Origin of the sequence: Streptomyces sp. MB09-02B (assembly GCF_033794485.1) — a bacterium.
In the GTDB taxonomy this organism is placed as follows: Bacteria; Actinomycetota; Actinomycetes; order Streptomycetales; family Streptomycetaceae; genus Streptomyces.
The window spans coordinates 1-24434 of the sequence record NZ_JARGEE010000098.1 but is presented as its reverse complement, the minus strand read 5'-3'; the positions used below and the strand labels follow the sequence as shown (position 1 = coordinate 24434).

The window sequence follows — 24434 nt, the reverse complement described above, 5'->3', positions numbered from 1 at the left end:
CACACCACCCCCACCCCCGAACCGGCCCTCATGCCTCCGGCGCTAAGGCCGCCGCCCGAGCAGACACAACAGCCTGGTCTGCGCATCCGCCCCCACCGGCGGAGCCACCGGCGCCGCGAACAACCCACTCTTCTCCAGATCACCGGCGTACGGAGCGATCTCGTCCACCGCGAACCGCACCAACTCCCCCGGCAGCCGCTCGTCGGCCCCGATCGCCCGCGACAGGTCCCACGCGTGCACGACGAGATCGGCGACCATCTGCGCGCAGTACGCGGTCGCCGGGGTGTCGCCGTAGGACAGATGGACCGTGCGGTCCAGCGCGCCGGGCGCCGTGAGCGCCTCCCGCGCGGAGTGCGCGGCGGTGTCCCAGGAGGCCGCGGGGTCGGGCCCCAGCAGATCCCCGCCGAACGTCTCGCCGACCTCCTCGATCATGCAGCCGTCCCGGACCAGCGAGGGCACCCACAGCTGCTCGGAGACGAGATGGTTGACGAGGTCGCGGACCGACCACTCGGCGCAGGGCGTGTCCGCCCCCCACTGGTCGTCCCGGACGGCGTGGACCCGCGCGCCGAAGACGTCCTGGGCCTCGGCGTGCCGGTCCAGCAGCGCACGCCTCCCCGCGGTCGCGCCGGGTCTCATGTCGTCGCCGGCCCTCGATCCCGCGCGCCGTCGCGCGTACGGCCCGAGACGACCGGCCGGCGCGGGTGGCGGCGCAGATACTCGCCCTCCAGTTGGGCCATCCGTTCGTTGTGGGTGCGCAGCGCCTCGGTCGAGCCGTGCAGCAGCGTGTCGTGCCGTGTGCGGTGGATCGACTCCAGTTCCTTCATCAACTGCTGGTCGTCCAGTTGGTCCGGGTGCACTCCGGTCATGGTGGTACCCCGATCTCGGTGGGTCCTTCCTCCACTGTACGAAGATCCGGGCCCCCGGGCCCCCGCGCGGGCCTTTCGGAACGCCCCTAGCGGGCGCGCTCCACGCGTCGCTCGTCCCAGACGGGTTCCGGGGTCTCGCGGACCCGGCCGTCGGAGCCGAAGACCAGATATCGATCGAACGAACGAGCGAACCAGCGGTCGTGGGTGACCGCGAGCACGGTCCCGTCGAAGGCCTCCAGTCCCTCCTGGAGCGCCTCGGCCGACTCCAGGTCGAGGTTGTCCGTGGGCTCGTCGAGCAGCAGCGCGGTGACGCCCTGGAGTTCCAGGAGCAGGATCTGGAAGCGGGCCTGCTGGCCGCCGGAGAGCCGGTCGAAGGGCAGCTCGGCCTGCCTGGTCAGCTCGTAGCGGCGCAGCCGGGACATGGCGGCGCCCCGGTCTTGGGCGTGCTCCTTCCACAGGATGTCGAGCAGTGCCCGGCCCTCCAGCTCGGGATGGGCGTGCGTCTGCGCGAAGTGGCCCGGGACGACCCGGGCGCCGAGCTTCCACTGGCCCGTGTGGGCCACGTCGTCGCCGGCGAGCAGCCGCAGGAAGTGGGACTTGCCGGAGCCGTTGGAGCCGAGGACGGCGACCCGTTCGCCGTAGAAGACCTCCAGGTCGAAGGGTTTCATCAGGCCCGTCAGCTCCAGCCCCTCGCAGGTCACGGCCCGCACGCCGGTGCGGCCGCCCTTGAGCCGCATGGTGATGTCCTGCTCGCGCGGCGGCTCCGGGGGCGGCCCGGCCTCCTCGAACTTGCGCAGCCGGGTCTGCGCGGCGGCGTACCGGGAGGCCATCTCATGGCTGACGGCGGCCGCCTGACGGAGCGTCAGTACCAGCTTCTTCAGCTGGGCGTGCTTCTCGTCCCAGCGGCGCCGCAGTTCCTCGAAGCGCTCGAAGCGCTGCCGCCGGGCCTCGTGGTAGGTGTCGAACCCGCCGCCGTGCACCCAGGCGTCCGCGCCCGCCGGTCCCGGCTCCACGCTGACGATCTTCTCGGCGGCGCGGGAGAGCAGTTCCCGGTCGTGGGAGACGAAGAGGACCGTCTTGCGGGTCTCCTTCAGCCGCTCCTCCAGCCAGCGCTTGCCGGGGACGTCGAGGTAGTTGTCGGGCTCGTCGAGCAGGAGCACCTGGTCGGTGCCGCGCAGCAGCGCCTCCAGGACGAGCCGCTTCTGCTCACCGCCGGAGAGCGTCCGCACCTGCCGAAACTGCGCCTTCTCGTACGGCACGCCGAGCGCGGCCATGGTGCAGATGTCCCACAGGGTCTCGGCCTCGTAGCCGCGCACCTCGGCCCAGTCGGAGAGGGCCTGCGCGTACGCCAGCTGGGCGGCCTCGTCGTCCACGGTCATGATCCCGTGCTCGGCGGCGTCCACCGCTTTCGCGGCCTCCCTGATCCCGGGCTGGGCCACCGACACCAGCAGGTCCCGCACCGTCGTCTCGTCCCGCACGGACCCGACGAACTGCCGCATCACCCCGAGGCCCCCGGTGACGGTGACCGATCCGCCGTGCGGCTTCAGCTCCCCGGAGATCAGCCGCAGCAGTGTCGTCTTGCCGGCCCCGTTGGGCCCGACGAGCGCGACGACCGACCCCTCCCCCACCCGGAAGGACACGTCCCCGAGCAGCGCCCTCCCGTCCGGCAGGTAGTACTCCAGGTGAGCGGCTTCGAGATGTCCCATGGGGCGCATTGTCGGAGGCGGACGAACGCCCGGGCAAATCCATTTCCCCGCCGCCCCGCCCCGCCGGGCCCGCGGGCCGTCGGGGCAGGTGATCCGGGTGGGAGAAGCACTGCTCAGGGGCTGTCCCGCGTGGTCGGCGACAGCCCCTGGCCCGCCCTAGTCCTGGGTGAGCAGATAGGCGCGGTCCGGGTCGAAGGCGACGTCGACGTTGGTGCCCTCGGTCAGGGCGTCGCAGGGGTCGACGCCCGCCTCGGTGACCGTGACGGTGCCGCCGGTCGTCTCCACCTCGTAGTCGATCGTCGCGCCGTGGAAGGTGGAGCGCAGGACCGCGCCGATGCCGGTGCCGCCGTCGGTGACGGCGGACAGCCGTGCCGTCTCCGGCCGCACCATCAGGTAGGCGCCGGTGCCCTTGGCGGTCACCTTGGGATGGGCGGCGACGGTGAGCCGTCGGCCGAGGACGGTCACGGTGCCCCGTCCGTCGGCGACCCGCTCGGGCACCGTCTCCAGGAAGTTCGCCCGGCCGATGAAGTCGGCGACGAACACGCTGGCCGGCCGGGCGTAGATCTCGCCCGGCGTGGCGGCCTGCTCCACCCGGCCCTTGTTCATCACCACGATCCGGTCGGACATGCTCATCGCCTCGTCCTGGTCGTGGGTGACATAGAGGCTGGTGATGCCGAACATCTTCTGGATGCGCCGGATCTCGGCCCGCATCGCGTCCCGCAGCTTGGCGTCCAGGTTGGACAGCGGTTCGTCGAAGAGCAGCACCTTCGGCTGGACGACCAGGGCGCGGGCGAGCGCGACCCGCTGCTGCTGGCCGCCGGACAGCTCGTGCGGGCTGCGGTCCTCCAGGCCGACCAGGTTCATGCTGGTGAGGGCCATCCGCATGCTGGTGGCGATGTCGTCGCGGGTGCGCCGCTGAAGACGCATCCCGTAGGCGATGTTCTCCGCGACCGTCATGTGGGGGAAGAGCGCGTAGCTCTGGAACACCATCGCCATGGGCCGGCGCTGCGGCGGCATGGCGTCGATGGCCCGGCCGTCGAGGAGGATGCCGCCGCTGGAGGAGTCCTCGAACCCGGCGACCATCCGCAGGGTGGTGGTCTTGCCGCAGCCGGACGGGCCGAGCAGGGTGATGAACTCGCCGGGTTCGACGTCGAGCGAGACGCTGTCGACGGCCGTGACGGTGCCGGAGCGGCCGGTGAACCGTTTGGTCAGGGCGTCGAGCCTCAGATGTCCGCTGTCGGTCTCGCGCGTCGGCGCGAGGTTGCGTTCGGGCGCGGCGGCGGTCATGACTTCTGCCTTTCGGAGGTGGCGGTGCGGTGGAGGGCGGCGCCCGTGCCGACGAGGAGACGGATGAGGGCGAAGCCCGCCAGGACCAGCACGGTCAGCACGGTGCAGTAGGCGAAGGCGACGCCGTAGCGGCCGGTGCCCGCGGCGCTGAGGACCTGGGAGGTGATGATCTTCGTCTGGGGGGTGACCAGCAGGACGATCGTCGAGACGGACGTCATGCTGCGGGCGAAGCTGTAGCTCAGCCCGGTGAGCAGTGCCGGGCGGATGAGGGGGAGGGTCACCCGCCGGAACGTCTGGAGCGGGCTGGCGCCCAGGTCGGTGGAGGCCTGCTCGATGTAGGGGTGCAGCTGGGTGAGCGAGCCGACGGCGGTGCGCTGGCCGGCGGGGATGCTGCGGACGACGTAGGCGAGGACGATGGCGACCGCGCCGCCGGCGATCGCGCTGCCGCCGACCAGGCTGGGCAGGGCGTGGACGGGGCCGATCCAGCGGTCGGGCCGGTAGGCGAGGACGAAGCCGATGCCGAGCACGGTGCCGGGGACGGCGACGCCCAGGGTGCCGCCGAGGTCGAGCAGCCAGGCCGTACGGTCCAGATGCCGTACGACCAGCCAGGCGATGACCAGGCCGACAAGTCCGGCGACGGGGGTGGCGATGGCGGCGAACCGGAGGGTGTCCAGGACCGCTTCCACGCCCACTCCGGCGACGACCTCCTTGAGGTAGTCGAGGGTGAAGGTGTTGTCGACGCCGAACACCCGGGTCACCGAGCCGACGAGGACGGTGCCGTAGAGGCTGAGGATCACGGCGGCCGCCAGCAGGGCCAGCGAGTAGAAGGGCCAGCGGGCCCAGCCGGTGATCAGGTGGACGCTGCCGGAGGGGCGGCCGGTGATGGTCGTGCGGACCTTGCGGCTCATCCAGTGCCGCTGCCCGAAGTACATGGCCAGCGACGGCACCAGCAGGATCACGCAGTAGACGGCGGCGCCGGTGATGTCGTACTCGCCGGTGACCGCGAGATAGGCGCGGCTCGCGAGGACCGTGTAGTCGCCGCCGAGCACCAGGGGGTTGGCGAGGTCGGCGATGGCCTCCACGAACAGCAGCAGGAACGGCGCGACCAGCCCGGGCGCCACCAGCGGCAGGATCAGCGTCCGCAGGATCCGCCACCGCGAGGCGCCCATGTTCATGGCGGCCTCCTCCAGGGCCGGGTCCAGCCCGCGCAGCATGCCGAGCAGACCCAGGTACGCCACCGGGAAGAGGGAGAGCGACAGGACGAACACGAGCCCGTCCAGGCCGTAGATGTCGTACTCGACCCCGAAGACGCCGTTGCTGACGACACCGCGCCTGCCGTACAGCACGACCGTGGCGGTGGCGATCGCGAAGGGCGGGCTGACGATCGGCATCAGGGCGATGACGTGCAGGATCTTCTTGCCGGGCACGTCGAGTCGGGTCTGCACGAAGGCGAACAGGAAGCCGAGTGCCGTACCGCAGAGACCGACGAGGGCGCCGAGGACGAGGGTGTTGCGCAGGACGACGAGGTCGACCCGGGAGGTGAAGAACTCGGCGTAGCGGGGCAGCGCGTCGGGGGCGAAGGCTGTGGCGAGCACCGCGACCAGCGGCACCACGGCGCCGAACACCACGAGCAGGGCGACGACGACGATCAGGGCCCGGACGCCCAGATCGGTCCGCCGGCGGCGTCGGCGCGGAGCCGCCACCCGCGCGGGGGTGGCGGGCTCACGGTCGGAGAGGATCGCGGTCATGACTTGGGCGCCTGCGCGACTTCTTCGTCGAACCACTTGGTCAGCGCCGTCTTCCGCGCCCCGGCCGCGGCGGCGTCGTAGTCCACGACCTTGATGCTCGCCAGGTCGACGACCTTGTCCGAGACCTTGGCGGCGGGGTTGGTCGGGAACTGGTAGGCCTTGACGCTCGGGCCGATCTCCTGGGCCTCGGGGGTCAGCGCCCAGTCGACGAACTTCTTCGCGCTCTCGTGGTTCTTCGCGCCCCTGACCAGCGCGACTCCGCCGGTCTCGTAGCCGGTGCCCTCGGACGGGAAGGTCACTTCGAGGTCGGGGAAGCCGGCCTCCTGGGTGGCTATGCAGTCGTGGGAGAAGATCACGCCGACGGCGACCTCGCCGCGGGCCGTCATCTGCGCGGGGGCCGCGCCGGACTTGGTGTACTGGAGCACGTTCGGGTGCAGGTCGCGCATGTAGCCGAGCGCCTTGGCCTCGTCGCCGCCGGCCAGTTGCACCTGCGTCCACAGGGCCGTGTACGCGGTGCCCGAGGTGGAGGGGTGCGCGATGCCGATGTCCTTCTTCAGCTTCGGGTCGAGGAGGTCGGCCCAGGAAGTCGGGGCGTCGAAGCCCTTCTCCTTCAGCAGCTCCTTGTTGCTGCAGAAACCGAGCGCGCCGACGTAGACGCCGGTCCACAGCCCGGAGACGTCCTTGTACTTCGCGGGGATCGCCGCGGCGTTCTCCGACACATAGGGCTCCAGCAGGCCCTGGTCGCCGGCGGCCGCGTATCCGTCGGCGGGGCCGCCATACCAGACGTCGAACTCGGCGTTGCCCTTGCCGGCCTGGATGCGGGCGAGGGCCTCGCCGCTGGAGAGGCGGACGAAGTCGGCCTTCACCCCGGTGGTCTCGGCGAACCGCTCCGTGGTGGCGGCGCACCACTCCTCGGTCGCGCCACAGGCCACGTGCACGACACCGCCGTCCGGTCCGGAGCCGGCCTGGACGGTGTCGCGGGCGCAGCCGCTCGCGGCGGCGACGGTCAGGGCCGCGAGGGCCGTCGTCCATACCGCGCCACGGCGTGCGCGTCTTCCCCTAGTCACGACTGTCACGGCGTTGACCTCCGCATTCTCAGGCCTGGTACGGCTCGGCCGGGCGATGTTTCGGCCAGATTAGGAGCGGGTGAACGGGGCCCCGGTGACGGCGGAGTGAGCCCCGGTGACAGCGCCGTCACCGAGCACGTCACCGGTGCCGCCGGAGGTGATCACCCGGCTGGCGGACCGTCGGGCGCGCCGGTGGGGACGCCCTCGGCGTCCTCGTCGTCCACCGGTGGGTCCGGCATCAGATAGCCGACCCCGCGCAGGGTGCGGATGTACGCCGAGCCGCCCGGCACCCCGGCCAGCCGCGAGCGCAGCCGGTACACCGTGGACTTGACGACGTCCCGGCCGCCCAGCAGGTCGGAGGTGCCCCACACCTCCCGGAGCAGGTCCTGCCAGGACTGCGGCACGCCCCGCCGGGAGGCGAGATGGGTCAGCAGCTTGAACTCCGTGAACGGCAGGTCCAGCCGGTGGGGGCCGAGGCTCGCCGACTGCGCGACCGGGTCGATCACCAGCCGGCCCACGCGCAGCGCGGCGCCACTGCCCCGGCGGTGCCGTCGGACGAGGGCCTGGGCGCGCAGGGCCACCTCGCGCGGGTGGAACGGCTTGGTCACGTAGTCGTCGGCGCCGTGCTCCAGACCGGCGATCACGTCGTCGTGCTGGGACAGCGCGGTGAGCAGCATGACCGGCACGTCCGAGCGGGCCCGGATCCGCCCGCAGAGGGTGAGCCCGTCCATCGCCGGCATCATCACGTCCAGGACGACCAGGTCGACGGCGCGGGTGCGCAGGAGATGGAGGGCGGTCGCCCCGTCGTGCGCGGTGAGCACCGTGAAGCCCTGGGTCTCCAGGGCGAACTCGATGATGATCGTCATCTGCGGTTCGTCGTCGACCACCAGCGCGGTGGGCCCCGCCGCCGTCCTCGTCTCCACCGTCATGACGCGTCCGGCAGGGTCAGCAGGAACGTCGTCCCCCGGGACGACGCGGTGTGCACCATGATCTCGCCTCCGTGCAGTTCCACCACCGTCTTCGTGATCACCAGACCGAGGCCGGTCCCGTCGGCCAGGGGGCGCCCGGTGGCGAAGCGGTGGAACAGCCGGTGCCGTTCCGCCCGTGTCATCCCGGCGCCGTCGTCGGTGACGTACACGGCGACACCGGTGTCGATCAGCGCGACCCGGACGTCGATGCTGCCGCCCGTGGTGGTGAACCGGCTGGCGTTGGACAGCAGGTTCGTCAGCGCCTGGGTCAGCAGCATCGGGTCCGCCGGGATCCTCGGCATCACCTGCGGCACGTCCAGGCCGATCCGCTGCCCGCGCTGGGCGCACAGCGGACGCATCGCGGTGACGACGTCGCGCACCAGCACCGACACGTCCACCTTCTCCATGCGCGGGGTGAAGAGACCCGCCTCGATCTTCGCCTGGATCAGCAGGCTCTCGCACAGGCCGATGACCTGCGTGGACTGATGGTCGGCGACCTGCAGCAGCCGCTCCTGCGCCGCCGTCAGCGGGCCCGGCGTCCCCTCGCGCAGCAGGTCCACCGAGCCCTTGATCATGCTGAGCGGTGTGCGCAGCTCATGGCTGAGCGCGGTGACCTGTTCCGCCCGTCGCTCCACGAGCCGCTCCAGCTGTCGCAGTTCCGCGGTCCGGGCGGCGGCGGCCCCGCGCATCCGCAGGAACGTCGACAGGGCGGCCGTGACCGCGCCACCGAGCGCCGCCACCGACAACCACCAGACGGCGACCATGGCCCGTCCTCCTCGCACGCCGCCCTCGCGCACGGGGCGAGGGCGGTCCCGTGCATTCTGCACGGCCACCACCGGTACGACAATCAGTTCGCTACCCGACATATCAGGGACCGTTTCCACCCCGCCCGACACGCTCGCGGCGCCATGGGGTACCCGTGGACCATGACCCCAGACGTCGACCTCACCGTCCGCCCTCCGGGCCACCACATCCTCCGCGACCGTTTCCTCGCCGCGGACAGCCGCCTGTTCAACGCGGTGGCGACCCGCGACTGGCCGGGCGCGCACCCCTTCCTGCCGAAGCTGAGCCGCGCCGCGAACCACGGTGTGCTGTGGTTCGCCACGGCGGCGGCGATCGCGGCGACCCGCAGCCCGCGGGCCCGCAGGGCGGCCGTCCGGGGCGTCGCCTCGCTCGCACTCGCCTCGGCGACCATCAACACCCTCGGCAAGCGCTCGATCCGCCGCCCCCGCCCGGTCCTGGACAACGTGCCGCTGACCCGGCAGCTGAAGCGCCAGCCGATCACCACGTCCTTCCCCTCCGGCCACTCCGCCTCCGCCGCCGCCTTCGCCGCCGGTGTCGCCCTGGAGTCGCGCGGCTGGGGCGCCGCCGTCGCCCCGCTGGCCACCGCCGTGGCACTGTCCCGCGTGTACACGGGCGTGCACTTCCCGAGCGACGTCCTGGTGGGCGCGGCCCTGGGCGTGGGCGCCGCCTTCGCCGTTCGCGGCATCGTGCCGACCCGCGACCAGCTGCCCCCGCCCGGCCGCCCCTACGTGGACGCGCCCGCGCTGCCGGACGGCGACGGCCTGGTCGTGGTCGCCAACCGGGCCTCCGGCACGTCGGACCGGGTGCGCGCCCTGCGGGACGTGCTGCCCGGGGCCGAGACCGTGGAGTGCGAGCCGGAGGACATCCGGGCCGAGCTGGAGAAGGCCGCGGCCCACGCGCGCGTGCTGGGCGTGTGCGGCGGCGACGGCACGGTGAACTCCGCCGCCGAGGTCGCCCTGCGCCACGGCCTCCCCCTCGCCGTCCTGCCCGGCGGCACGCTCAACCACTTCGCCTACGACCTCGGCGTGGAGGACGTACGCGACCTGGGCCGCGCGGTGCGCCGGGGCGAGGCCGTCCGGGTGGACCTCGGGCACTTCAGCACCGGCGACACGGAGGGCCACTTCCTCAACACGTTCAGCCTCGGCGTCTACCCCGAGCTGGTGCGGGAGCGCGAGCGCTGGGAGAAGGTGGTCGGTGGCTGGCCCGCGGGCGTCATCGCGGCCCTGCGGGTCCTGCGTTCCGACCGGCATCCACTGCAGGCCACCTTCGAGGGCCGGCCCCGCCCGATCTGGCTGCTCTTCGCGGGCAACGGCACCTACCACCGGCTGGGCTTCGCCCCCGCCCGGCGTTTCGACCTGGCCGACGGGCTGCTGGACGTCCGGGTCGTGCACGGCGGCCGCCGCCCGGCCCTGCGGCTGCTGGCCGCGGCCGTGGCGGGCCCGCTGACCCGGACCCCGGCCCACGCGGCGGTCCGCGTACGGCGGCTGCGGGTGGACGGCATCGCACCGGGCACCCTCCTCGCCTACGACGGCGAAGTCACCGAGGTGCGGGGCGATCTGACGCTCCGGAAGCTCCCGGAGGCGCTGACGGTGTACCGGCCCGTGCCGATGAGCTGACCCACCCCGCCACCTCGACGGGCGCGTCCACAATTCAAGACGGCGGTCTCACTATTCGGCATGGTCGCGTACGGTTCGAGGACGGACCCGCGGTCGTCGCGGTCCTCGGGGAAGGGGAACGGCCATGTCCAAAGCACAGGAGACCGCCGTCTACACGCACGGGCACCACGAGTCGGTGCTGCGCTCGCACACCTGGCGTACGGCCGCCAACTCGGCGGCCTATCTCCTCGGTTCACTGAAGCCCGACATGCAGATCCTGGACATCGGCTGCGGTCCGGGCACCATCACCGCGGACCTGGCCGCCCTGGTTCCGGACGGCCATGTCACCGGTGTCGACCACGCGCCCGGCATCCTGGACCAGGCCCGGGCCACGGCCGCCGAACGCGGCCTCACCAACACGGACTTCGCCGTCGCGGACGTCCACGCCCTGGACTTCCCCGACGACACCTTCTGCGTGGTCCACGCGCACCAGGTGCTCCAGCACGTCGGCGACCCGGTGCAGGCGCTGCGCGAGATGAGCCGGGTCACCAGGCCGGGCGGGATCGTCGCCGTCCGCGACTCGGACTACGCCGCGATGACCTGGTTCCCCGAGTCGGCGGGCATGGACGGCTGGCTGGACCTGTACCGCCGGGTGGCCCGCGCCAACGGCGGTGAGCCCGACGCGGGGCGCCGGCTGAAGTCCTGGGCGCTGCGCGCCGGGCTCACCGACATCACGGCCACCTCCGCCACCTGGACCTACTCGACGGCGGAGGAGCGGGCCTGGTGGAGCGGGCTGTGGGCGGACCGGACGGTCGCCTCCGCCTACGCCGACCGGGCCACCGAGGGCGGTCACGCCACGGCCGGGCAATTGCGGGCGATCGCCGAGTCCTGGCGGGAATGGGGACAGCGGGAGGACGGCTGGTTCGCCGTACTCCACGGAGAAATTCTCTGCCGTAAGTCGGCCTGAAAGCGGGAATTCTGGAAACACGGACCATCAGGAGGTTCGCATAATGGTTCCCATCCTGCTGGTACTGCTTCTGGTGCTCATTCTCTTCGGCGCCGGATTCGCGGTGAAGGTTCTCTGGTACATCGCATTGGCCGTCCTGGTGCTGTGGCTCCTCGGCTTCCTGGTGCGCGGCACGTCCGCCTCCGGAGGAAGGAGCCGCTGGTACAGGTGGTGACGTCACTCCCGCGGTAGCAACGGTCCGAGCGGCCCGAGGTCCAGATTCAGGTCCTCGGGCCGCAGTCCGTAGCGCTCGCGCAGCTCGGTCATGCGATCGTCCAGCAGCATCAGCGTGAGCCCGATGCGCTCCTCCTGGTCCTCCGAGAGCTCTCCGGTGTCGAAGCGGCGCACTGCCTGCCGCTCCATGAGCTGACGGAGCAGCTCGACGACGGTCAGGACCAGCTTCACCAGGTCCCTCTCGACGGTGTCGGGCTCCAGTTCGAGACGGTTGCGGCCGCTCACTCGATGCCTCCCCAAGGCGACGGGACCTGTGCGTTCACGGAGCTGATCAGCGCGTTCAGATCGATGCGGACGAGGTCGACGTCCGCGATGCGCAGGGTGAGGTCCCCGGTGATGACGACCCCGCCGGCCAGCAGCCGGTCGAGGAGGTCGACGAGGGCGACCTCACGACGTTCGATCACGGTCACGGGCTTTCCTCCCCCGCCCCGGTCGTCTCACCACTGAAGGAATAGGCGGCCCACGGACCGGTGAGTTCCACGCGCAATCCCGGTTCCTCACCTTTCGTACGGTCCACCAGTTCCACGAACTCCTCGGAATGAGCGCGCGGCACCAAATAGGCCGCGTTCAGCACATTGCGTCCGGGAACGCCGGAGAGCGCGGAATTCTGTGGGGCGTGCAGCCGGGTGTCCTCGGCGAATTCCGCGAGAGTTTCGTGCAGTTGCCGGGCGAACCGGTCGGCTTTCTCCCACATCTCCTCGTGGGCCCGGTGGCTCCGCCGCCGCTGCAGGAGATAGTCCCGCCCGCTGGAGACCTTCGCGGGCGCCTGGGAGGCCTCTCGCTCCTCGGACTCCGCGTAGATCTTGACGCCCCACTCCACCCGGCCCGCGAGCCGGTCCAGGGTGCGCCGGAACCCCTCCTCCCGGGCCTCCAGCATGACCCGCACGCCGCTGTCGTCGCGGAAGACGGTGCCCAGCCGGAGGGGCAGCGGGGTGGTGACGACGGTGAGGGCGTCGATCACGCTCTGGTGGGCCCGGGCCGTCTCGGTCAGCCAGTCCAGGTCCTCCAGATGGGCGCGGAGCGGCTGCTCCGCGAAGTCGCGCTCCGGCACCTCGCTGACCACGGCGATCAGGTCGTGGTGGCGCAGCTGCCGGGGCGGCGCCCCCGCGACCCCTTTGAGCTGGGACTGGAGCGCCGCGTCGAAGGGGCGGCAGACGGCGTACACGTACCGCAGTCCGGTCATGAGGGCTCCTCTCTGGCGCGGCCGCGTTCGATGGCGGGCTCCGGCTCCCGCCGGTACCCGCCGTCGTCCAGCTCCGCGAGCCGGGCACGCAACTCGGCGTTCTCACGGGAGAGTTCGTCGCGGCGGGCGTTGGACGACAGCGCCGGGTCGGTCTCCCACCAGTCGATCCCCATCTCCTTGGCCTTGTCGACGGAGGCGACGATCAGGCGCAGCTTGATGGTGAGCAGTTCGATGTCGAGCAGGTTGATGCGGATGTCACCCGCGATCACCAGACCCTTGTCGAGGACTCGCTCCAGGATGTCGGCCAGGTTGGCACTCCCGTTCTGCCCGTACGGCTCGGGGACTCGGCTCGGGAACGTCATCGGCGACTCCCGCCCACGGCGGCCCGCTCCTCGTCCTCATCCTCGTACGGTTCCTCCTCGATGTCCTCCCCGGCCTCGCTCTCGGCCTCGGGAACGTCCTCGTACTCGCCCTCGGGTACCTCGTCCGGGTCCTCCAGGTCGCCCTCCTCGTCCTCGTCGACGTACTCTTCGGCCTCGTCGTCGGCCTCGGTCCCGTCCGGCTCGTCGGAGTCGCGCGGCTCCTCTTCCGGCTCGGGCTCCTCCTCCGGCTCCTCCTCGTACTCGTCCTCGGCCTCGTCGTCCTCCGGAGCCTCGCCGTCGGGCGGCTCTTCCCGGTCCTCGTCCTCGCGGTCCTCGTCCTCCCGCTCCTCCTCGGCCAGGGCGTCCTCGTGGCTGACGACGACCTCGCCGTCGCGGATCTCCCCGCGCCAGCCGTCCTCGGCCTCACCCCTGAGCATGATGAAGCGGGCGAAGTTCTTGAGGTCGAGCCGGGCCCGGCGGCCCTGGGCGCGCCAGAGGTTGCCGGTCTTCTCGAAGAGGCCCTTCGGGTAGTACTCGATGACCAGCAGGACCCGGGTGAGGTCGTCCGCGAGGGAGTGGAAGGTGACGGCTCCCTTGGTGGTGCCCTTGGCGCCCTCGGACGTCCAGGTGATCCGCTGGTCGGGCACCTGCTCGGTGGTGTGGGCCTTCCAGCTCCGGTTGGACCAGAAGACCTTCATCTGCCAGTCCGAGTGGGTGTCGTCGGCCTGGTTGGCGCTCTTCACGCCCTTGGCGAAGGTGCTGAAGCTCTGGAACTGGGTCCACTGGTCGTACGCGGTCCGCACCGGCACCCCGACGTCGATGGACTCCATGATCACGGTGGGCTTGTTGCCCGAGCCGCCCTTGCGTTTGCCCTTGCCTCCGCCGAGGTTCTTGAGCGCGCCGAGCACGTTGTCCTTGGCCCGGCCGGCGCCCACCTCCAGGGCGGTGCGCAGCGGCCCCTTGCCCTCGGCGAGCTTGCGGCCGCCGTCGAGGGCCAGCTTGGCGAAGCCGGGGCTGTTGCCGTCGGCGATGTCGTTGAGCCTGCCGGTCGTCTCGCCGAGTTTGCGGCCCGCGCCGACGAGCAGCCGCTGGGCCTGCGCGGCCAGGTACTCCTTGGCCTCGGCCTTGAGGTGGTCGACGGCCTCGCTGTGGGCGACGTCCGAGAGCGGGTTGCTCTTCGTCGCGTCCTTCGCCCGGTCCGCGGCCCCGCCGGTCGCGCGGCCGGTGGCCGATCCGAGGGTCTCAGTCATCGCTGCCGCCTCCCCTCGTCGTCCGTGACCGCGTGGCCTTGCGCGCGGTCTTCTTGGCGGCCGTCTTCTTCGCCGGTGCCGCCTTCTTGGCCGGGGCGGTCTTCTTGGCGGCCGCCTTCTTCGCCGGGGCGGTCTTCTTGGCCGGGGGCTTCTTCGCCGCCCGCCCGCCCGACGACCGCCGCGGCTCCTCGGGCGCGTCGTGGCCGGATTCCGGCTCCTCGTCCTCGTCGCGCCCGGACAGCTCCGGCGTCACCCCGGCGAGCCGGTCGCGCACCTGCGAGGTACGCCCGTGCAGCCGGCCGGCGAGTCCTTCGATCTGCCGTTCGACCAGCGCCCCGGTGGCCGCCTTGCCGGCACCGCGCAGGTCCTCGCGGAGCTGGTCCCCGAGCTCCTTGAACTGCGGGTTGTTCTGCAGCTGCTGCGACACCAGCTCCGCGAGCGCCCGCGGGCTGAGGTGCATCCGCTTGCCGGCCACCATGGTGCCGACGGCGAACGCCAGTTTCATCTTCTTGGTACGTCCGAGGACGTATCCGGCCCCTACGGCGAGGCCCAGTCCCATTCGATTCATTGTGTCGTCCCGTTGCCGGTTCCTGTGCTCCTCTGCGTGCTGATCTCCAGCCGGTCGAGGAGCTCGTCCTCCAGGCGGTCGAACTCGTCCTCATCGATCTCGCCCGCTTCGAGCCGCTGCTCGAGGCGGGCGAGATCGGCGCGGACGGCCGCCGGGTCGTAGTACTGGCGCTCGGCCTCGGTGAGCACCTGTCTCACCGTCCAGAGGCTGCCGCGCACCGGTGCGAACGGCAGCAGCAGCACTTCGGTGATCAGTCCCATGCACTCGCCTCCTCAGCCTCGGCCGTCGCGCGCTGTCAGTGCGTCGTCTCCGCGGGCTCCGCGGGCCCCGGCTCGACGAAGCTGTACGGCGGCAGCGGCCCGTTCACCCGCACCTCGATGTGCGGATGGCTCTTGCGGACCGCCTCCACCGCTTCGAGGAAGCCCGCGGCCGACTGCCGGTCCACGAGGAACGACAGGTTGGCCAGCCAGCCGGTCGACTCGGGCCCCGCGCTGACGGCCTCGGCGGCAGACTCCAGCGCCTGCCGCAACTCCGTCGCGTCGTCGGCCTCCCGGGCCTGCACGGCTGCGACGACCATCTCGCCGAGCCGCAGCCGGTCCTCGTAAGTGCCGCCGCCCGCCTGCCGGTTGGCCTCGGTCATGGCGCGCAGCTCGGGGTTCTCCCCCATCACGCGGTGCAGCACGGCCTCTTCGTCGTGGCTGGCCTTCACGTTGTACTCGACCTTGCCGTCGAGGGCGCCGAGCCGTTCCCTGTAGTGCTCCGCGCGTTCGGCGAGCACACCGGTGACGGACGCGTCGTCCGGTGCGACACTGCCGAACCGCATGGGCAGCAGGGGGCCGCCCGCACCCGCCTCGCTCAGGACGTTCTGGTGGGCGAGCAGGTCCTTGCGCTTGGGGCGCAGCCCCTCGGGGGCCTCGCTGACGATCGCCGCCAGCTCGCCCTCCTTGAGGATGCGCACCGGGCGGGCGGGATCTCCCACTCCGCCCATGCCCTCGGGAAGGCCGGGGTGCGAGCTCGCGGTGATGCCGTAGACGTACGTGCTCACTCCTGTTCCTCCCTCTTGCGCGAGCTCGTGGTCTTGCGGGCCCGCGGCCGCGACTCGGACTGACCCTCATCGCGGGCCTGCTTGAACGCGTCGGAGATCGTCTCGGCGGCACCGGACAGCGCCCCCTTGGACTTGCCGCGCGCGCCGGACTCGGTCATCTCACCGACGAGGTCCGGCAGGCCGGGGTTCTTGCGCGGCCCGGCCTCCAGGTCGAGCCGGTTGCACGCCTCGGCGAAGCGCAGATAGGTGTCGACGCTGGCCACGACGACCCGGACGTCGATCTTCAGGATCTCGATGCCGACCAGGGAGACTCGCACGAAGGCGTCGATGACGAGCCCCCTGTCGAGGATGAGTTCCAGGACGTCGTACAGGCCGCTGCTGCCGCCTCCGCCGCCGGACTGCTGTGCCGGGACTACGGTCATGCCGGCCGATCCTCCTTCTCTGTGGATGCTGGGGGGATGGTGGGAACGGAAAGTCGTCTAACGGCGGTGCGGATCGGCCCGCCCGCGTTCGTAACGGCGGACGCGCCGATAGCCGGTGAGCTCGCCCCGCGGGTCGAGTTCCACCCGGTAGCTCGCGAGCAGGCTCATCGTGTCGGGGACCCTGGCGATCTCCAGAACCTCGACCTCCAACGTCCAGCCGTCCTCGCTCTGTTCGAACGACGACACGGACTCGGGCGCCATGCCGGTCAGCTCGGCGAGCTGGGTCCGCGCATGACGCAGCACCTGCATGGGGCTGGGTCGCTCGTCCGCCGATTCCCTCACCTCTTCGGTTTCATCCGATTCGGTCGTAGACTCGTGCTTTTCACGTGAATTCTGTGTTTTTGACGTGTTCGATGTGTTCGACATGGCCACCTCGAACACCGAGTGGCCCCCCGGCCGTTGGCCAAACCTGTCGGTGTCAGCCGCGCAGCGCTGTGAGCCTGCGCCGCGCGGGGCCGAGCGCCCGACCCCGGCGCAACGCCCCCGCCCAGGGGTCGGTGCGGGCCTGGTCGACGGCGTCCGCCAGGGTCCAGCGGCGGGCGTCGACGGCCGGGTCGTCGAGCTGTTCCCAAGTGAGGGGCGTGGCCACGGGTGCGCCGGGGCGGGCGCGCACGGTGTAGGGGGCGACCGCGGTCTGGGCATAGGCGTTGCGCTGGATGTCGAGGTAGAGCCGGTCGCCCCGGTCCTTCTTGCGGGGCTCGACGGTGAGCCGCCCGGGATGGGCGCGGACGAGTTCCTCGGCGATCTCCCTGGCGAAGTCGCGCACGGCGTCGAAGTCGTCGTGCCCGTTCAGCGGTACGACGACATGAACGCCCCGGGAGCCGGTGGTCATCGGCACGGACGGCAGTTTCAGTGCGTCGAGCAGGTCCCGGACGTCCCGGGCCGCCTCCCGGACCTGCTCGAAGTCGTCCACCGACGGGTCGAGGTCGAGCACCAGCCGGTCGGGGCGGTCGATGTCGCCGGTCCGGGAGAGCCAGCGGTGCAGGGTGAGGCAGGCCTGGTCGGCCAGATAGACGAGGGTGGCCGCGTCGTCGCAGACCGGGTGGACGACCGTGCCGCCCTCCTTGGGCACCTCGACGCGCTCGATCCACTCCGGGTAGTGCTCGGGGGTGTTCTTCTGCATGAACATGGGCCCGTCGAGCCCGTCCGGATGCCGTTCCAGCATCAGCGGGCGTCCTCGCAGGTGGGGCAGCATGAAGGGGGCGACGGCACGGTGATAGGCGACAAGGTCGCCCTTGGTGTACTCCTTGCCGCCGCCATCCTCGTCGGCGGGGAACAGCACCTTGTCGGGCCGGTGGATCTCGACGGTACGGCGGCCGACCCTCATCGTGTGCGTGTCCCCCATCGCCTGCTCCTCTCCGGATCGCGATCGTTCAGGGCGCTCACGCGCTCAGGCCTCCCAGGCCTCTCAGGGCTCTCAGGGCTCTCAGGGCTCTCAGGGCTCTCAGGGCGTGATCGCGTGCTCCACCAGCAGCCGTCCGGCCACCGCGATCGCCTCCGCGTCGATGCCCGCCTCGCGCAGCTGCTCCTCGGGGGAGGCCGAGCCCGGCATCGTGCGGACGGCGAGGCGCACCAGGCGGGGCACCGGGCGGCCGTCGAGGAAAGCGTCGAGGACCGCGTCGCCGAGGCCGCCCTCCTCGCGGTGGTCCTCGACGGTGAGGATGCAGCCGGTGCGCTCGGCCGCCTCGCGCAGGGTGCGGCGGTCGACGGGCTTGACCGAGTAGAGGTCGATCACCCGGACCTGGATGCCTTCCTGGTCCAGTGCCTCGGCGGCCTTGAGGGCCTCGTGGACGGTGACCCCGGCCGCGACGACCGTCAGCCGGTCGGTGTCCGAGGCACGCAGCACCTTGCTGCCGCCGACCGGGAACTCCTCGGTCGGGCTGTAGAGGACGGGCGAGGCGCCCCTGGACGTCCGGAGGTAGCGGACGCCGTCGAGGCCGGCCATGGTGCCGACGAGCTTGGCGGTCTGGTTGGCGTCGCACGGGTACAGCACGGTGGAGTCGTGCACCGACCGCATCATCGCCAGGTCCTCCAGCCCCATCTGTGAGGGCCCGTCCTGGCCGATGGCGACTCCCGCGTGGGAGCCGACGAGGTTGATGCCGGACCCGCTGATCGACGCCATGCGGAGGAAGTCGTGGGCGCGGGTGAGGAACGCCGCGAACGTGGCGGCGTACGGCACCCAGCCGCGTGCCGCGAGTCCCACCGAGGCGGCCACGAGCTGCTGCTCGGCGATGTAGCACTCGAAGTAGCGGTCGGGGTGCTCCTTGGCGAAGAACTCGGAGCGGGTGGAGTCCCCGACCTCGCCGTCCAGGGCGACGATGTCACCGCGGGCGGAGCCGAGCGCGGCGAGGGCCTGCCCGTAGGCGTCCCGGGTGGCGACCTCGTCACCGGTCTCGTAGCGCGGCAGTTCCAGGTGTCCGGTGCGTACGGCGTGCAGCATCCGGGCGGCGGGCGGCTGCCGCACCTCGACGCGCAGGTCGCGTACGCCGCCGAGTTCCGTGATCGCCTCGTCGGCGTCCTTGAGCGGCTTGCCGTGCAGGCCTTCCCGGTCCTGGACCGCCTCGACGCCCTTGCCCTTGAGGGTGCGGGCGAGGATCACGGTGGGCTGGCCCTTGGTGGACTCGGCCTCGCCGTAGGCGCGGTCGACGGCGTCCACGTCGTGTCCGTCGATCTCGATCGTGTGCCAGCCGAAGGCCGCGAAGCGGCGGGCGTAGGCGTCGAGGTCGTGTCCGTGCCGGGTGGGCCCGCGCTGCCCGAGCCGGTTGACGTCGACGATCGCCGTCAGATTGTCCAGGTGCTCGTACGCGGCGTGCTCGGCGGCCTCCCACACGGAGCCCTCGGCGAGTTCGCTGTCGCCGCACAGCACCCACACCCGGTAGCCGGTCCGGTCCAGCCGCTTCCCGGCGAGGGCGATGCCGACGCCCACGGGCAGTCCCTGGCCGAGCGAGCCGGTGGCCGTCTCCACCCAGGGCAGGCGCCGCGGTGTGGGGTGCCCCTCGAGCCGGCTGCCGAGCTTGCGGAACGTCATCAGCTCGGTCTCGCTGATCGCGCCGGCCGCCTTGTACGCGGAGTACAGCAGGGGCGAGGCGTGCCCCTTGGACAGGACGAAGCGGTCGTTGCCGGGGTGCTGGGGGCGTTCGAAGTCGTACCGCAGATGGTTCGCGAGCAGCACCGCCATCAGCTCGGCGGCCGACATGGACGACGTCGGGTGCCCGGAGCCCGCGGCGTCCGACGCGCGCACGCTGTCGACCCGCAACTGCTGTGCCAGCTCGGTCAGTTGACGGCTGTTCATGACTCACCTTCCGTACCCTTGGCGGGCTTGTGGGACTCTTCGGACGCCGGGTTGCGCGACGGGGTGGGCGCATGCGGCCGCGGTTCCTCGGGGGCGCCCGGCACCGCCGTGGGCCCCGGCTCACCGAGGGCCTCGTCCGTGTGCGCGGCCCCCGGCCCTCGGCCCGCCCCCGCCTTCTGCGGCGCGCCCGGCATCCTGGCCAGTTCCGGAGAGGCGGTGTCCAGCGGGACGGACCAGGACCGTACGAGGCCCAACTGGACGCCCTGGCGGGGCAGTACGGCGTCGAGGAGCCAGTCGGCGGCGACCCGGACGCGGTTGCCGGGCATGGCGGCGAGGTGGTAGCCGCGCGTGACGGCCCCGGCGACCGGCCCGGACAGCGGTACGCCGAGCGGGTTGGCGGCGGCCTTGACCCCGCCGAGGTCCACGACGAAGCCGAGGTCGCTGTGGCGGTACGGCTCAGGCTCGCCCCGGCCGAGGGAGGCGGCGACGTTGTACGCGGCCACCTTGCCCTGCCGCCAGGCGTGCTGGGCGGTCATCGGGGTGTACTGGCCGGGCTTGGTCAGATCGGGCACGGCGGCCGCGTCGCCGCAGGCGAACACGTCGGGCCGCCCCGGCACCTGCAGCGTGGGCTCGACGAGCAGCCGCCCCCGTTCCATCGGCAGCCCCAGCGACTCGGCGAGCGGATCGGGCCGTACGCCCACACACCACACGAGGGTGCGGGTGTCGACGAACTCCCCGTCGCTCAGCAGCACTCCGCCCGGTGTCGCCTCCTTCACGGAGGTCCCCATGCGCACGTCGACGCCCCGCTGCCGCAGCACCTTGTCGGCGGTCCGCGACAGCTTCTCGTCCATCTCGGGCAGGACCCGGTCCGCGATGTCGAGCAGTATCCAGCGCGGCCGCATGCCCTCCCGCAACGGCTGTTTGCGTACCAGCGCGTCGGTGAACATCTGGCCGTGGGCGGCGACCTCGGTCCCGGTGTAGCCGGCGCCGACGACCACGAAGGTGCAGCGCGCGTCGCAGCTCCTGGGGTCCTCACTGCCCGCGGCGAGTTCGACCTGCCGGGTGACGTGGTCCCTGAGGTAGAGCGCCTCGGGCAGCCCCCGGAAGCCGTGGGCGTGCTCGGCGACGCCCGGGATGGGCAGCAGCTTGTTGACACTGCCGGCGGCGAGCACCAGCCGGTCGTAGGTGAGGGTGCCGACGCCTCCCTCGGGGTCCGAGTAGCGCACGGTGCGCGCGTCGAGGTCGATGTCGTCGGCCTCCCCCAGCACCAGCCGCACGTGGGGCAGGGTGCCGGTGAGGGAGACGGTGACCCGGCGTGGTTCCAGGATGCCGGCGGCGACCTGGGGCAGCAGGGGGAGATACAGGAAGTAGTCGGTCGGGTTCAGCAGGGTGATGTCGGCCTTGTTCCGGGTCAGCCGCGCGAGGGTGCGGGCCGTCCGGTAGCCGGCGAAGCCGGCACCGACGATCACGATGCGGGGTCGACTCACGGTTCGCCTCCGGCGGGTCGCGTGCGTACGAACCTTCCGCGTCCCCCTGGTCAACGGGCCCAAACCGCCGGGCCACCCGATCGAGGGCGGGTTTCCGCCGTGATCCCCGGGTACTCGGACCGCGTCCCGGCCCCGCCCCGATCGCACCTGTCGCGGAGGTACCCCCCATGCCCGAGTACGGATACTTCCTGGCGACCGAGGAGTTCGGTCCCGCCGAGCTGATCGAGCAGGCGCGGATGGCCGAGCAGGCCGGATTCGACTGTCTGTGGATCTCGGACCACTTCCACCCGTGGAACGACGCCCAGGGCCAGAGCCCGTTCGTGTGGTCGGTGATCGGCGCGCTCTCCGAGGCCGTGTCGCTGCCGATCGAGACGGCGGTGACCTGCCCGACCGTCCGGATCCACCCGGCGATCGTGGCCCAGGCCGCGGCGACGAGTTCGGTGATGACGGGCGGTCGTTTCCGGCTCGGCATCGGCTCGGGCGAGGCGCTCAACGAGCATGTCCTCGGCACCCGTTGGCCCCCGGCGGACGTCCGCCTGGAGATGCTGGAGGAGGCGGTCCAGGTGATGCGGCGCCTGTTCACGGGCGAGGAGGTCACCCACCGCGGCACCCACTACACGGTGGAGAACGCCCGCCTCTACACGCTCCCCGACGCGCCGGTCCCCATCGACATCTCCGGTTTCGGCCCCATGGCCACCGCCCTCGCCGCCCGCGTCGCCGACGGCTTCATCACCATGAGCCCCGACGAGGAGCTGGTGACCCAGTACCGCAAGGGCGGCGGGGGCGCGAACCCCGTCAGCGGCGGGACGAAGGTGTGCTGGGGCCCCGACCGGGACGCCGCCGTCCGGCTCGTCCGCCACCTGTGGTCGAACCAGCTGCTGCCCGGTGAGATGGGGCAGATCCTGCCCACGCCCAGCCACTTCGAGCAGCTGGAGCCGCTGGTCACCGAGCAGATGGTCGGCGAGAACACGGTCTGCGGCGACGACGTGGACGAGCACGTCGCCGAGCTGACCGCCTTCGCCGACGCGGGCTTCGACCGCGTCTACGTCAGCCAGATCGGCCCCGACCAGCGCGGTTTCTTCGACTTCTACCGCACGAAGGTGCTGCCGCAGCTCCAGCGGGGTCCTCGCTGACCGGAGCGCCGGCCAGGGTCCCCGCCGACCCGCACCGCCCCCGAGTTCTCGGCCCAGATGGTGTTTCCCTCTCCCCATCGTCTGGGCCGAGTGCATGTGCCCGGTCCGGCCGGACCGGGCACATGCACAACCGGCAGCGGGGCCCGGACGACCTTGCCGTCCAGGCCCCGCTGCTGGAGCTTTCTCGCTTTCCTCTGCCCGCGCTCACCGGTTCCGGCGACGCGGGTCCTCGGGGTCGACGCCGACCTGGGGCGGCGCTCCGGTCGCGCCACCGGGTGCGACGGGCGGCACCGGCGGGTATCCGGCCGGTGCCGTCGCGCCCGGCGGCATCCCGGGCGCCGTACCGCCGACGACGTGGTCACGGCCCGCGGCGAGGTCGCCCTCGTGCTCGGCCGTGGGCCGGGACGCCGAGGGCCGCGCCGCGCTCCTCAGCACGTACGCCGCCACACCGAGCACCACGGCCGTGATGAGCGCGGCGGCCCAATCCGGCAGGCCGAGCGACAGAGCCAGCCCGAGGGCCAGCGCGAGGGCGGCACCCGCGTACAGGGCGAGCGCCCCGGACGCGGCGTACAGCGCGGCCTTGCGGCGCTGCTTGCGGGTCTGCTGCCGCAGCTCGTCGCGGATGGTCTCGCGGGCCACCAGCGCCAGCTCGTCGACCAGGTGCTTGTCCAGATGTTCGAGATGATCCAAGCGGTCCATGGTGCCCGGGTACCCGTGCCCGTGCCCCCGTAACGCGGCATGCGCGGGGAGCGGGTCCCCAACTAGGCTCTGTCCCATGGAGATTCTCGGCACCACGCTCCGCATCTGCGTCGACGACCTGGAAGCCGCGGTCCCGTTCTACGAGAGACTCTCGGGCGGACCGGCGATGCGCTTCGAACGCGGTGGCGTCCAAGTGGCCGCCGTCGGCTGCTTCCTGCTGATGAGCGGCCCGGAGGCAGAGCTGGAGGTCCTGCGGAAGGTCGCCGCGACCATCGCGGTCGAGGACGTCGACGAGGCGAACCGGGTTCTCACCGCCTCCGGCGCCCAGGTGCTGGCCGGCCCCGTCCCCACCCCCGTGGGCCGCAACCTGATCGCCGTCCACCCCGACGGCTCGGTCTACGAGTACGCGGACCGCCGGACGGTGGGGTGAGCGTCAGGGGGCGAACGCGGCCACGACGAGGTCCGTGAGCAGTGCGCCCGCCGTGCCGTCGGGGTCCAGATCAGGGTCGTAGATGGTGACGTTGAGGCCCACGCAGTGCGGTGAGCGGACCAACGGGCGCAGCAGCGCGGTCAGTTCGTCGGGCAGGAGTCCGTCGGGGTCGGGGCTGTCGACGGCCGGCATGACGGACGGGTCGAGGACGTCGGCGTCCAAGTGCACCCAGAACCCTGCCAGTTCGGGCGCCTCGAAGCTCAGCGCGGTGACCCGGGCGAGATCGTCCGCGCCCCAGGTGCGCAGCTCGCCGACGGTCACGACGGGGATCTTCAGGGCGGCCAGTTCGGCGCGCTCGTCCTCGAACGCGTCCCGGATGCCGAAGATCCGTACGTCCTCGTCCCGCAGATAGGGTCGCAGCCCTTCCAGGTCGGTGAGGTCCGGCTGTCCGCGCCCGGTGGCGAGCGCCAGCTCCTCACCGCCGGCCGCCCCGATCCGGTCGGAGTTCCCCGGATGCCGGAAGTCGGCGGAGGCGTCGACGGCGACCAGCCCGTACCGCCCGATCCGCCGCAGCGCGAGCGAGGCGCCCAGCTGGATCGAACAGTCCCCGCCGAGGACGACGGGCAGCTCACCGGCCCGGACGTGCCGCTCGATCCGGTCGGCGAGCCTGCGGGTGTACGAGGCGATCGCACCGGCGTTGAAGACGCCGTCGCCCTCCTGCCAGTCGCCCCGGTCGTAGCGCGGCGGCACCACCACCCCACCCTCCAGCGCGCCGAGCCGCCGCACGATGCCCTGTTCCCGCAGCGCGCCGGCGAGCTTGTGGCAGCCGGGCACGGTTCCCGGGGCGGGCGGCCGCAGGCCGAGGTTGGAGGGGGCGTCCACGACGACGATGTTCCGCATGGCTCCCATCCTGCGCGACGGGGCTGCCCACCGGGACGGGAACGGATCATTCCGGGAGCCGGCCCCCGGGCGGCTCCCGGAGACGGGCCCCGCCCGGGACCGGGCGCTCCATCTCCGTGGTGATCGCCCACCGCTGATGGTCCCGCCAGGCCCCGTCGATGAACAGGAAGTCCGGCGAGAACCCCTCCAACCGGAAACCGCACCGCCGGGCGAGCGCGATGGAGGCGGCGTTCCCGGGCTGCACATTGATCTCCAGCCGGTGCAGCCCCATGAAGGTGAACGCGTACTCGACCACCAGTGCGAGCCCCTCCCCCATCAGCCC

The 24434-nt window shown here is 71.9% G+C and carries 29 protein-coding genes; 5 read left to right on the top strand and 24 right to left on the bottom strand.

Features of this window, described 5'->3' with window-relative positions; translation table 11 throughout:
• Positions 1-42: 42 nt before the first annotated feature.
• The 8 genes from P1P70_RS16510 to P1P70_RS16475 form a co-directional block, all read right to left on the bottom strand.
• Positions 43-636 carry a TIGR03086 family metal-binding protein gene (locus P1P70_RS16510; RefSeq protein ID WP_319237905.1) on the bottom strand — a complete coding sequence of 198 codons (594 nt, stop codon included), beginning with the start codon at positions 634-636 and terminating at the stop codon, positions 43-45.
• Positions 633-866: a DUF6158 family protein gene (locus P1P70_RS16505; protein WP_045556604.1), complete on the bottom strand. Its 234-nt coding sequence runs from the start codon at positions 864-866 to the stop codon at positions 633-635. The genes P1P70_RS16510 and P1P70_RS16505 overlap by 4 nt, the downstream gene beginning before the upstream one ends.
• 86 nt (positions 867-952) lie before the next feature.
• Positions 953-2572: an ABC-F family ATP-binding cassette domain-containing protein gene (locus P1P70_RS16500; RefSeq protein ID WP_319237901.1), complete on the bottom strand. Its 1620-nt coding sequence runs from the start codon at positions 2570-2572 to the stop codon at positions 953-955.
• A 156-nt stretch (positions 2573-2728) separates the two neighbouring features.
• Entirely contained in the window at positions 2729-3859 is a 1131-nt protein-coding gene (locus tag P1P70_RS16495) for an ABC transporter ATP-binding protein (RefSeq protein WP_319237899.1), read from the bottom strand.
• Complete coding sequence (locus tag P1P70_RS16490; protein WP_319237897.1) at positions 3856-5607, bottom strand: iron ABC transporter permease; 1752 nt, start codon at positions 5605-5607, stop codon at positions 3856-3858. The genes P1P70_RS16495 and P1P70_RS16490 overlap by 4 nt, the downstream gene beginning before the upstream one ends.
• Positions 5604-6683 carry an ABC transporter substrate-binding protein gene (locus P1P70_RS16485; RefSeq protein ID WP_319237894.1) on the bottom strand — a complete coding sequence of 360 codons (1080 nt, stop codon included), beginning with the start codon at positions 6681-6683 and terminating at the stop codon, positions 5604-5606. The genes P1P70_RS16490 and P1P70_RS16485 overlap by 4 nt, the downstream gene beginning before the upstream one ends.
• Positions 6684-6835: 152 nt before the next feature.
• Positions 6836-7603: a response regulator transcription factor gene (locus P1P70_RS16480; RefSeq protein ID WP_319237891.1), complete on the bottom strand. Its 768-nt coding sequence runs from the start codon at positions 7601-7603 to the stop codon at positions 6836-6838.
• Positions 7600-8406: a HAMP domain-containing sensor histidine kinase gene (locus P1P70_RS16475; protein ID WP_319237888.1), complete on the bottom strand. Its 807-nt coding sequence runs from the start codon at positions 8404-8406 to the stop codon at positions 7600-7602. The genes P1P70_RS16480 and P1P70_RS16475 overlap by 4 nt, the downstream gene beginning before the upstream one ends.
• 162 nt (positions 8407-8568) lie before the next feature.
• Between P1P70_RS16475 and P1P70_RS16470 the strand changes: the two genes are divergently transcribed.
• From P1P70_RS16470 to P1P70_RS16460, 3 genes are all read left to right on the top strand, one after another.
• Positions 8569-10062 carry a bifunctional phosphatase PAP2/diacylglycerol kinase family protein gene (locus P1P70_RS16470; protein ID WP_319237885.1) on the top strand — a complete coding sequence of 498 codons (1494 nt, stop codon included), beginning with the start codon at positions 8569-8571 and terminating at the stop codon, positions 10060-10062.
• A gap of 124 nt (positions 10063-10186) precedes the next feature.
• Positions 10187-11008: a class I SAM-dependent methyltransferase gene (locus P1P70_RS16465; RefSeq protein ID WP_319237882.1), complete on the top strand. Its 822-nt coding sequence runs from the start codon at positions 10187-10189 to the stop codon at positions 11006-11008.
• 43 nt (positions 11009-11051) lie between these two features.
• The gene (locus tag P1P70_RS16460; protein WP_033529789.1) at positions 11052-11222 is read left to right on the top strand and encodes a hypothetical protein; all 171 of its coding nucleotides are present in this window, start codon (positions 11052-11054) and stop codon (positions 11220-11222) included.
• A gap of 2 nt (positions 11223-11224) precedes the next feature.
• On the opposite strand, the gene P1P70_RS16455 is transcribed toward P1P70_RS16460, so the two are convergent.
• From P1P70_RS16455 to P1P70_RS16395, 13 genes are all read right to left on the bottom strand, one after another.
• Entirely contained in the window at positions 11225-11506 is a 282-nt protein-coding gene (locus P1P70_RS16455) for a gas vesicle protein K (protein ID WP_319237879.1), read from the bottom strand.
• Positions 11503-11691 carry a gas vesicle protein gene (locus P1P70_RS16450; protein WP_033529791.1) on the bottom strand — a complete coding sequence of 63 codons (189 nt, stop codon included), beginning with the start codon at positions 11689-11691 and terminating at the stop codon, positions 11503-11505. Before P1P70_RS16450 ends, P1P70_RS16455 begins: the two co-directional genes overlap by 4 nt.
• Positions 11688-12464 carry a GvpL/GvpF family gas vesicle protein gene (locus P1P70_RS16445; protein WP_319237876.1) on the bottom strand — a complete coding sequence of 259 codons (777 nt, stop codon included), beginning with the start codon at positions 12462-12464 and terminating at the stop codon, positions 11688-11690. The genes P1P70_RS16450 and P1P70_RS16445 overlap by 4 nt, the downstream gene beginning before the upstream one ends.
• Complete coding sequence (locus P1P70_RS16440) at positions 12461-12826, bottom strand: gas vesicle protein (RefSeq protein ID WP_045556595.1); 366 nt, start codon at positions 12824-12826, stop codon at positions 12461-12463. The genes P1P70_RS16445 and P1P70_RS16440 overlap by 4 nt, the downstream gene beginning before the upstream one ends.
• Entirely contained in the window at positions 12823-14076 is a 1254-nt protein-coding gene (locus tag P1P70_RS16435) for an SRPBCC family protein (protein ID WP_319237875.1), read from the bottom strand. Before P1P70_RS16435 ends, P1P70_RS16440 begins: the two co-directional genes overlap by 4 nt.
• On the bottom strand, positions 14069-14644 hold the full coding sequence (locus tag P1P70_RS16430) for a DNA primase (protein ID WP_319237873.1): 576 nt from the start codon (positions 14642-14644) through the stop codon (positions 14069-14071). Before P1P70_RS16430 ends, P1P70_RS16435 begins: the two co-directional genes overlap by 8 nt.
• Positions 14641-14904, bottom strand: coding sequence for a gas vesicle protein GvpG (locus tag P1P70_RS16425; RefSeq protein ID WP_319237872.1), 264 nt, complete (start codon positions 14902-14904; stop codon positions 14641-14643). The genes P1P70_RS16430 and P1P70_RS16425 overlap by 4 nt, the downstream gene beginning before the upstream one ends.
• Before the next feature lie 35 nt (positions 14905-14939).
• The gene (locus P1P70_RS16420) at positions 14940-15689 is read right to left on the bottom strand and encodes a GvpL/GvpF family gas vesicle protein (RefSeq protein WP_319237870.1); all 750 of its coding nucleotides are present in this window, start codon (positions 15687-15689) and stop codon (positions 14940-14942) included.
• Positions 15686-16111, bottom strand: a complete 426-nt coding sequence (locus P1P70_RS16415) for a gas vesicle structural protein GvpA (RefSeq protein ID WP_319237868.1) — start codon at positions 16109-16111, stop codon at positions 15686-15688. Before P1P70_RS16415 ends, P1P70_RS16420 begins: the two co-directional genes overlap by 4 nt.
• A gap of 57 nt (positions 16112-16168) precedes the next feature.
• Positions 16169-16537 carry a gas vesicle protein gene (locus P1P70_RS16410; protein ID WP_319106506.1) on the bottom strand — a complete coding sequence of 123 codons (369 nt, stop codon included), beginning with the start codon at positions 16535-16537 and terminating at the stop codon, positions 16169-16171.
• Between the two features lie 52 nt (positions 16538-16589).
• The gene (gene ligD / locus P1P70_RS16405; protein ID WP_319237866.1) at positions 16590-17516 is read right to left on the bottom strand and encodes a non-homologous end-joining DNA ligase; all 927 of its coding nucleotides are present in this window, start codon (positions 17514-17516) and stop codon (positions 16590-16592) included.
• Between the two features lie 99 nt (positions 17517-17615).
• A complete protein-coding gene (locus P1P70_RS16400; RefSeq protein ID WP_319237863.1) occupies positions 17616-19463 on the bottom strand; it encodes a transketolase in 1848 nt (615 codons plus the stop codon).
• Complete coding sequence (locus tag P1P70_RS16395; protein WP_319237861.1) at positions 19460-20950, bottom strand: NAD(P)/FAD-dependent oxidoreductase; 1491 nt, start codon at positions 20948-20950, stop codon at positions 19460-19462. Before P1P70_RS16395 ends, P1P70_RS16400 begins: the two co-directional genes overlap by 4 nt.
• 167 nt (positions 20951-21117) lie before the next feature.
• Between P1P70_RS16395 and P1P70_RS16390 the strand changes: the two genes are divergently transcribed.
• Entirely contained in the window at positions 21118-22083 is a 966-nt protein-coding gene (locus tag P1P70_RS16390; RefSeq protein WP_319237858.1) for an LLM class F420-dependent oxidoreductase, read from the top strand.
• A gap of 204 nt (positions 22084-22287) precedes the next feature.
• Here the strand turns inward: P1P70_RS16390 and P1P70_RS16385 are convergent, their stop codons facing one another.
• A complete protein-coding gene (locus tag P1P70_RS16385) occupies positions 22288-22782 on the bottom strand; it encodes a phage holin family protein (RefSeq protein ID WP_319237856.1) in 495 nt (164 codons plus the stop codon).
• A 76-nt stretch (positions 22783-22858) separates the two neighbouring features.
• Between P1P70_RS16385 and P1P70_RS16380 the strand changes: the two genes are divergently transcribed.
• Positions 22859-23212, top strand: a complete 354-nt coding sequence (locus tag P1P70_RS16380) for a VOC family protein (protein WP_319237854.1) — start codon at positions 22859-22861, stop codon at positions 23210-23212.
• Between the two features lie 3 nt (positions 23213-23215).
• Here P1P70_RS16380 and P1P70_RS16375 read toward each other — a convergent pair whose 3' ends face one another.
• Both P1P70_RS16375 and P1P70_RS16370 read right to left on the bottom strand, forming a co-directional pair.
• Positions 23216-24112 carry an arginase family protein gene (locus tag P1P70_RS16375; protein ID WP_319237852.1) on the bottom strand — a complete coding sequence of 299 codons (897 nt, stop codon included), beginning with the start codon at positions 24110-24112 and terminating at the stop codon, positions 23216-23218.
• Between the two features lie 46 nt (positions 24113-24158).
• Positions 24159-24434 (bottom strand): GNAT family protein (locus tag P1P70_RS16370; RefSeq protein WP_319237851.1); only part of this gene is annotated, 276 nt, incomplete at its 5' end.

What these genes read in the sequence shown, in the direction of transcription:
- ligD (WP_319237866.1), bottom strand. Translation starts at nt 17,516, where the DNA reads ATGGGGGACACGCACACGATGAGGGTCGGCCGCCGTACCGTCGAGATC.
- P1P70_RS16410 (WP_319106506.1), bottom strand. Translation starts at nt 16,537, where the DNA reads ATGTCGAACACATCGAACACGTCAAAAACACAGAATTCACGTGAAAAG.
- P1P70_RS16475 (WP_319237888.1), bottom strand. Translation starts at nt 8,406, where the DNA reads ATGGTCGCCGTCTGGTGGTTGTCGGTGGCGGCGCTCGGTGGCGCGGTC.
- P1P70_RS16495 (WP_319237899.1), bottom strand. Translation starts at nt 3,859, where the DNA reads ATGACCGCCGCCGCGCCCGAACGCAACCTCGCGCCGACGCGCGAGACC.
- P1P70_RS16390 (WP_319237858.1), top strand. Translation starts at nt 21,118, where the DNA reads ATGCCCGAGTACGGATACTTCCTGGCGACCGAGGAGTTCGGTCCCGCC.
- P1P70_RS16430 (WP_319237873.1), bottom strand. Translation starts at nt 14,644, where the DNA reads ATGAATCGAATGGGACTGGGCCTCGCCGTAGGGGCCGGATACGTCCTC.
- P1P70_RS16465 (WP_319237882.1), top strand. Translation starts at nt 10,187, where the DNA reads ATGTCCAAAGCACAGGAGACCGCCGTCTACACGCACGGGCACCACGAG.
- P1P70_RS16505 (WP_045556604.1), bottom strand. Translation starts at nt 866, where the DNA reads ATGACCGGAGTGCACCCGGACCAACTGGACGACCAGCAGTTGATGAAG.
- P1P70_RS16445 (WP_319237876.1), bottom strand. Translation starts at nt 12,464, where the DNA reads ATGACCGGACTGCGGTACGTGTACGCCGTCTGCCGCCCCTTCGACGCG.
- P1P70_RS16385 (WP_319237856.1), bottom strand. Translation starts at nt 22,782, where the DNA reads ATGGACCGCTTGGATCATCTCGAACATCTGGACAAGCACCTGGTCGAC.
- P1P70_RS16380 (WP_319237854.1), top strand. Translation starts at nt 22,859, where the DNA reads ATGGAGATTCTCGGCACCACGCTCCGCATCTGCGTCGACGACCTGGAA.
- P1P70_RS16435 (WP_319237875.1), bottom strand. Translation starts at nt 14,076, where the DNA reads ATGACTGAGACCCTCGGATCGGCCACCGGCCGCGCGACCGGCGGGGCC.
- P1P70_RS16375 (WP_319237852.1), bottom strand. Translation starts at nt 24,112, where the DNA reads ATGCGGAACATCGTCGTCGTGGACGCCCCCTCCAACCTCGGCCTGCGG.
- P1P70_RS16490 (WP_319237897.1), bottom strand. Translation starts at nt 5,607, where the DNA reads ATGACCGCGATCCTCTCCGACCGTGAGCCCGCCACCCCCGCGCGGGTG.
- P1P70_RS16415 (WP_319237868.1), bottom strand. Translation starts at nt 16,111, where the DNA reads ATGACCGTAGTCCCGGCACAGCAGTCCGGCGGCGGAGGCGGCAGCAGC.
- P1P70_RS16470 (WP_319237885.1), top strand. Translation starts at nt 8,569, where the DNA reads ATGACCCCAGACGTCGACCTCACCGTCCGCCCTCCGGGCCACCACATC.
- P1P70_RS16400 (WP_319237863.1), bottom strand. Translation starts at nt 19,463, where the DNA reads ATGAACAGCCGTCAACTGACCGAGCTGGCACAGCAGTTGCGGGTCGAC.
- P1P70_RS16480 (WP_319237891.1), bottom strand. Translation starts at nt 7,603, where the DNA reads ATGACGGTGGAGACGAGGACGGCGGCGGGGCCCACCGCGCTGGTGGTC.
- P1P70_RS16425 (WP_319237872.1), bottom strand. Translation starts at nt 14,904, where the DNA reads ATGGGACTGATCACCGAAGTGCTGCTGCTGCCGTTCGCACCGGTGCGC.
- P1P70_RS16440 (WP_045556595.1), bottom strand. Translation starts at nt 12,826, where the DNA reads ATGACGTTCCCGAGCCGAGTCCCCGAGCCGTACGGGCAGAACGGGAGT.
- P1P70_RS16500 (WP_319237901.1), bottom strand. Translation starts at nt 2,572, where the DNA reads ATGGGACATCTCGAAGCCGCTCACCTGGAGTACTACCTGCCGGACGGG.
- P1P70_RS16460 (WP_033529789.1), top strand. Translation starts at nt 11,052, where the DNA reads ATGGTTCCCATCCTGCTGGTACTGCTTCTGGTGCTCATTCTCTTCGGC.
- P1P70_RS16510 (WP_319237905.1), bottom strand. Translation starts at nt 636, where the DNA reads ATGAGACCCGGCGCGACCGCGGGGAGGCGTGCGCTGCTGGACCGGCAC.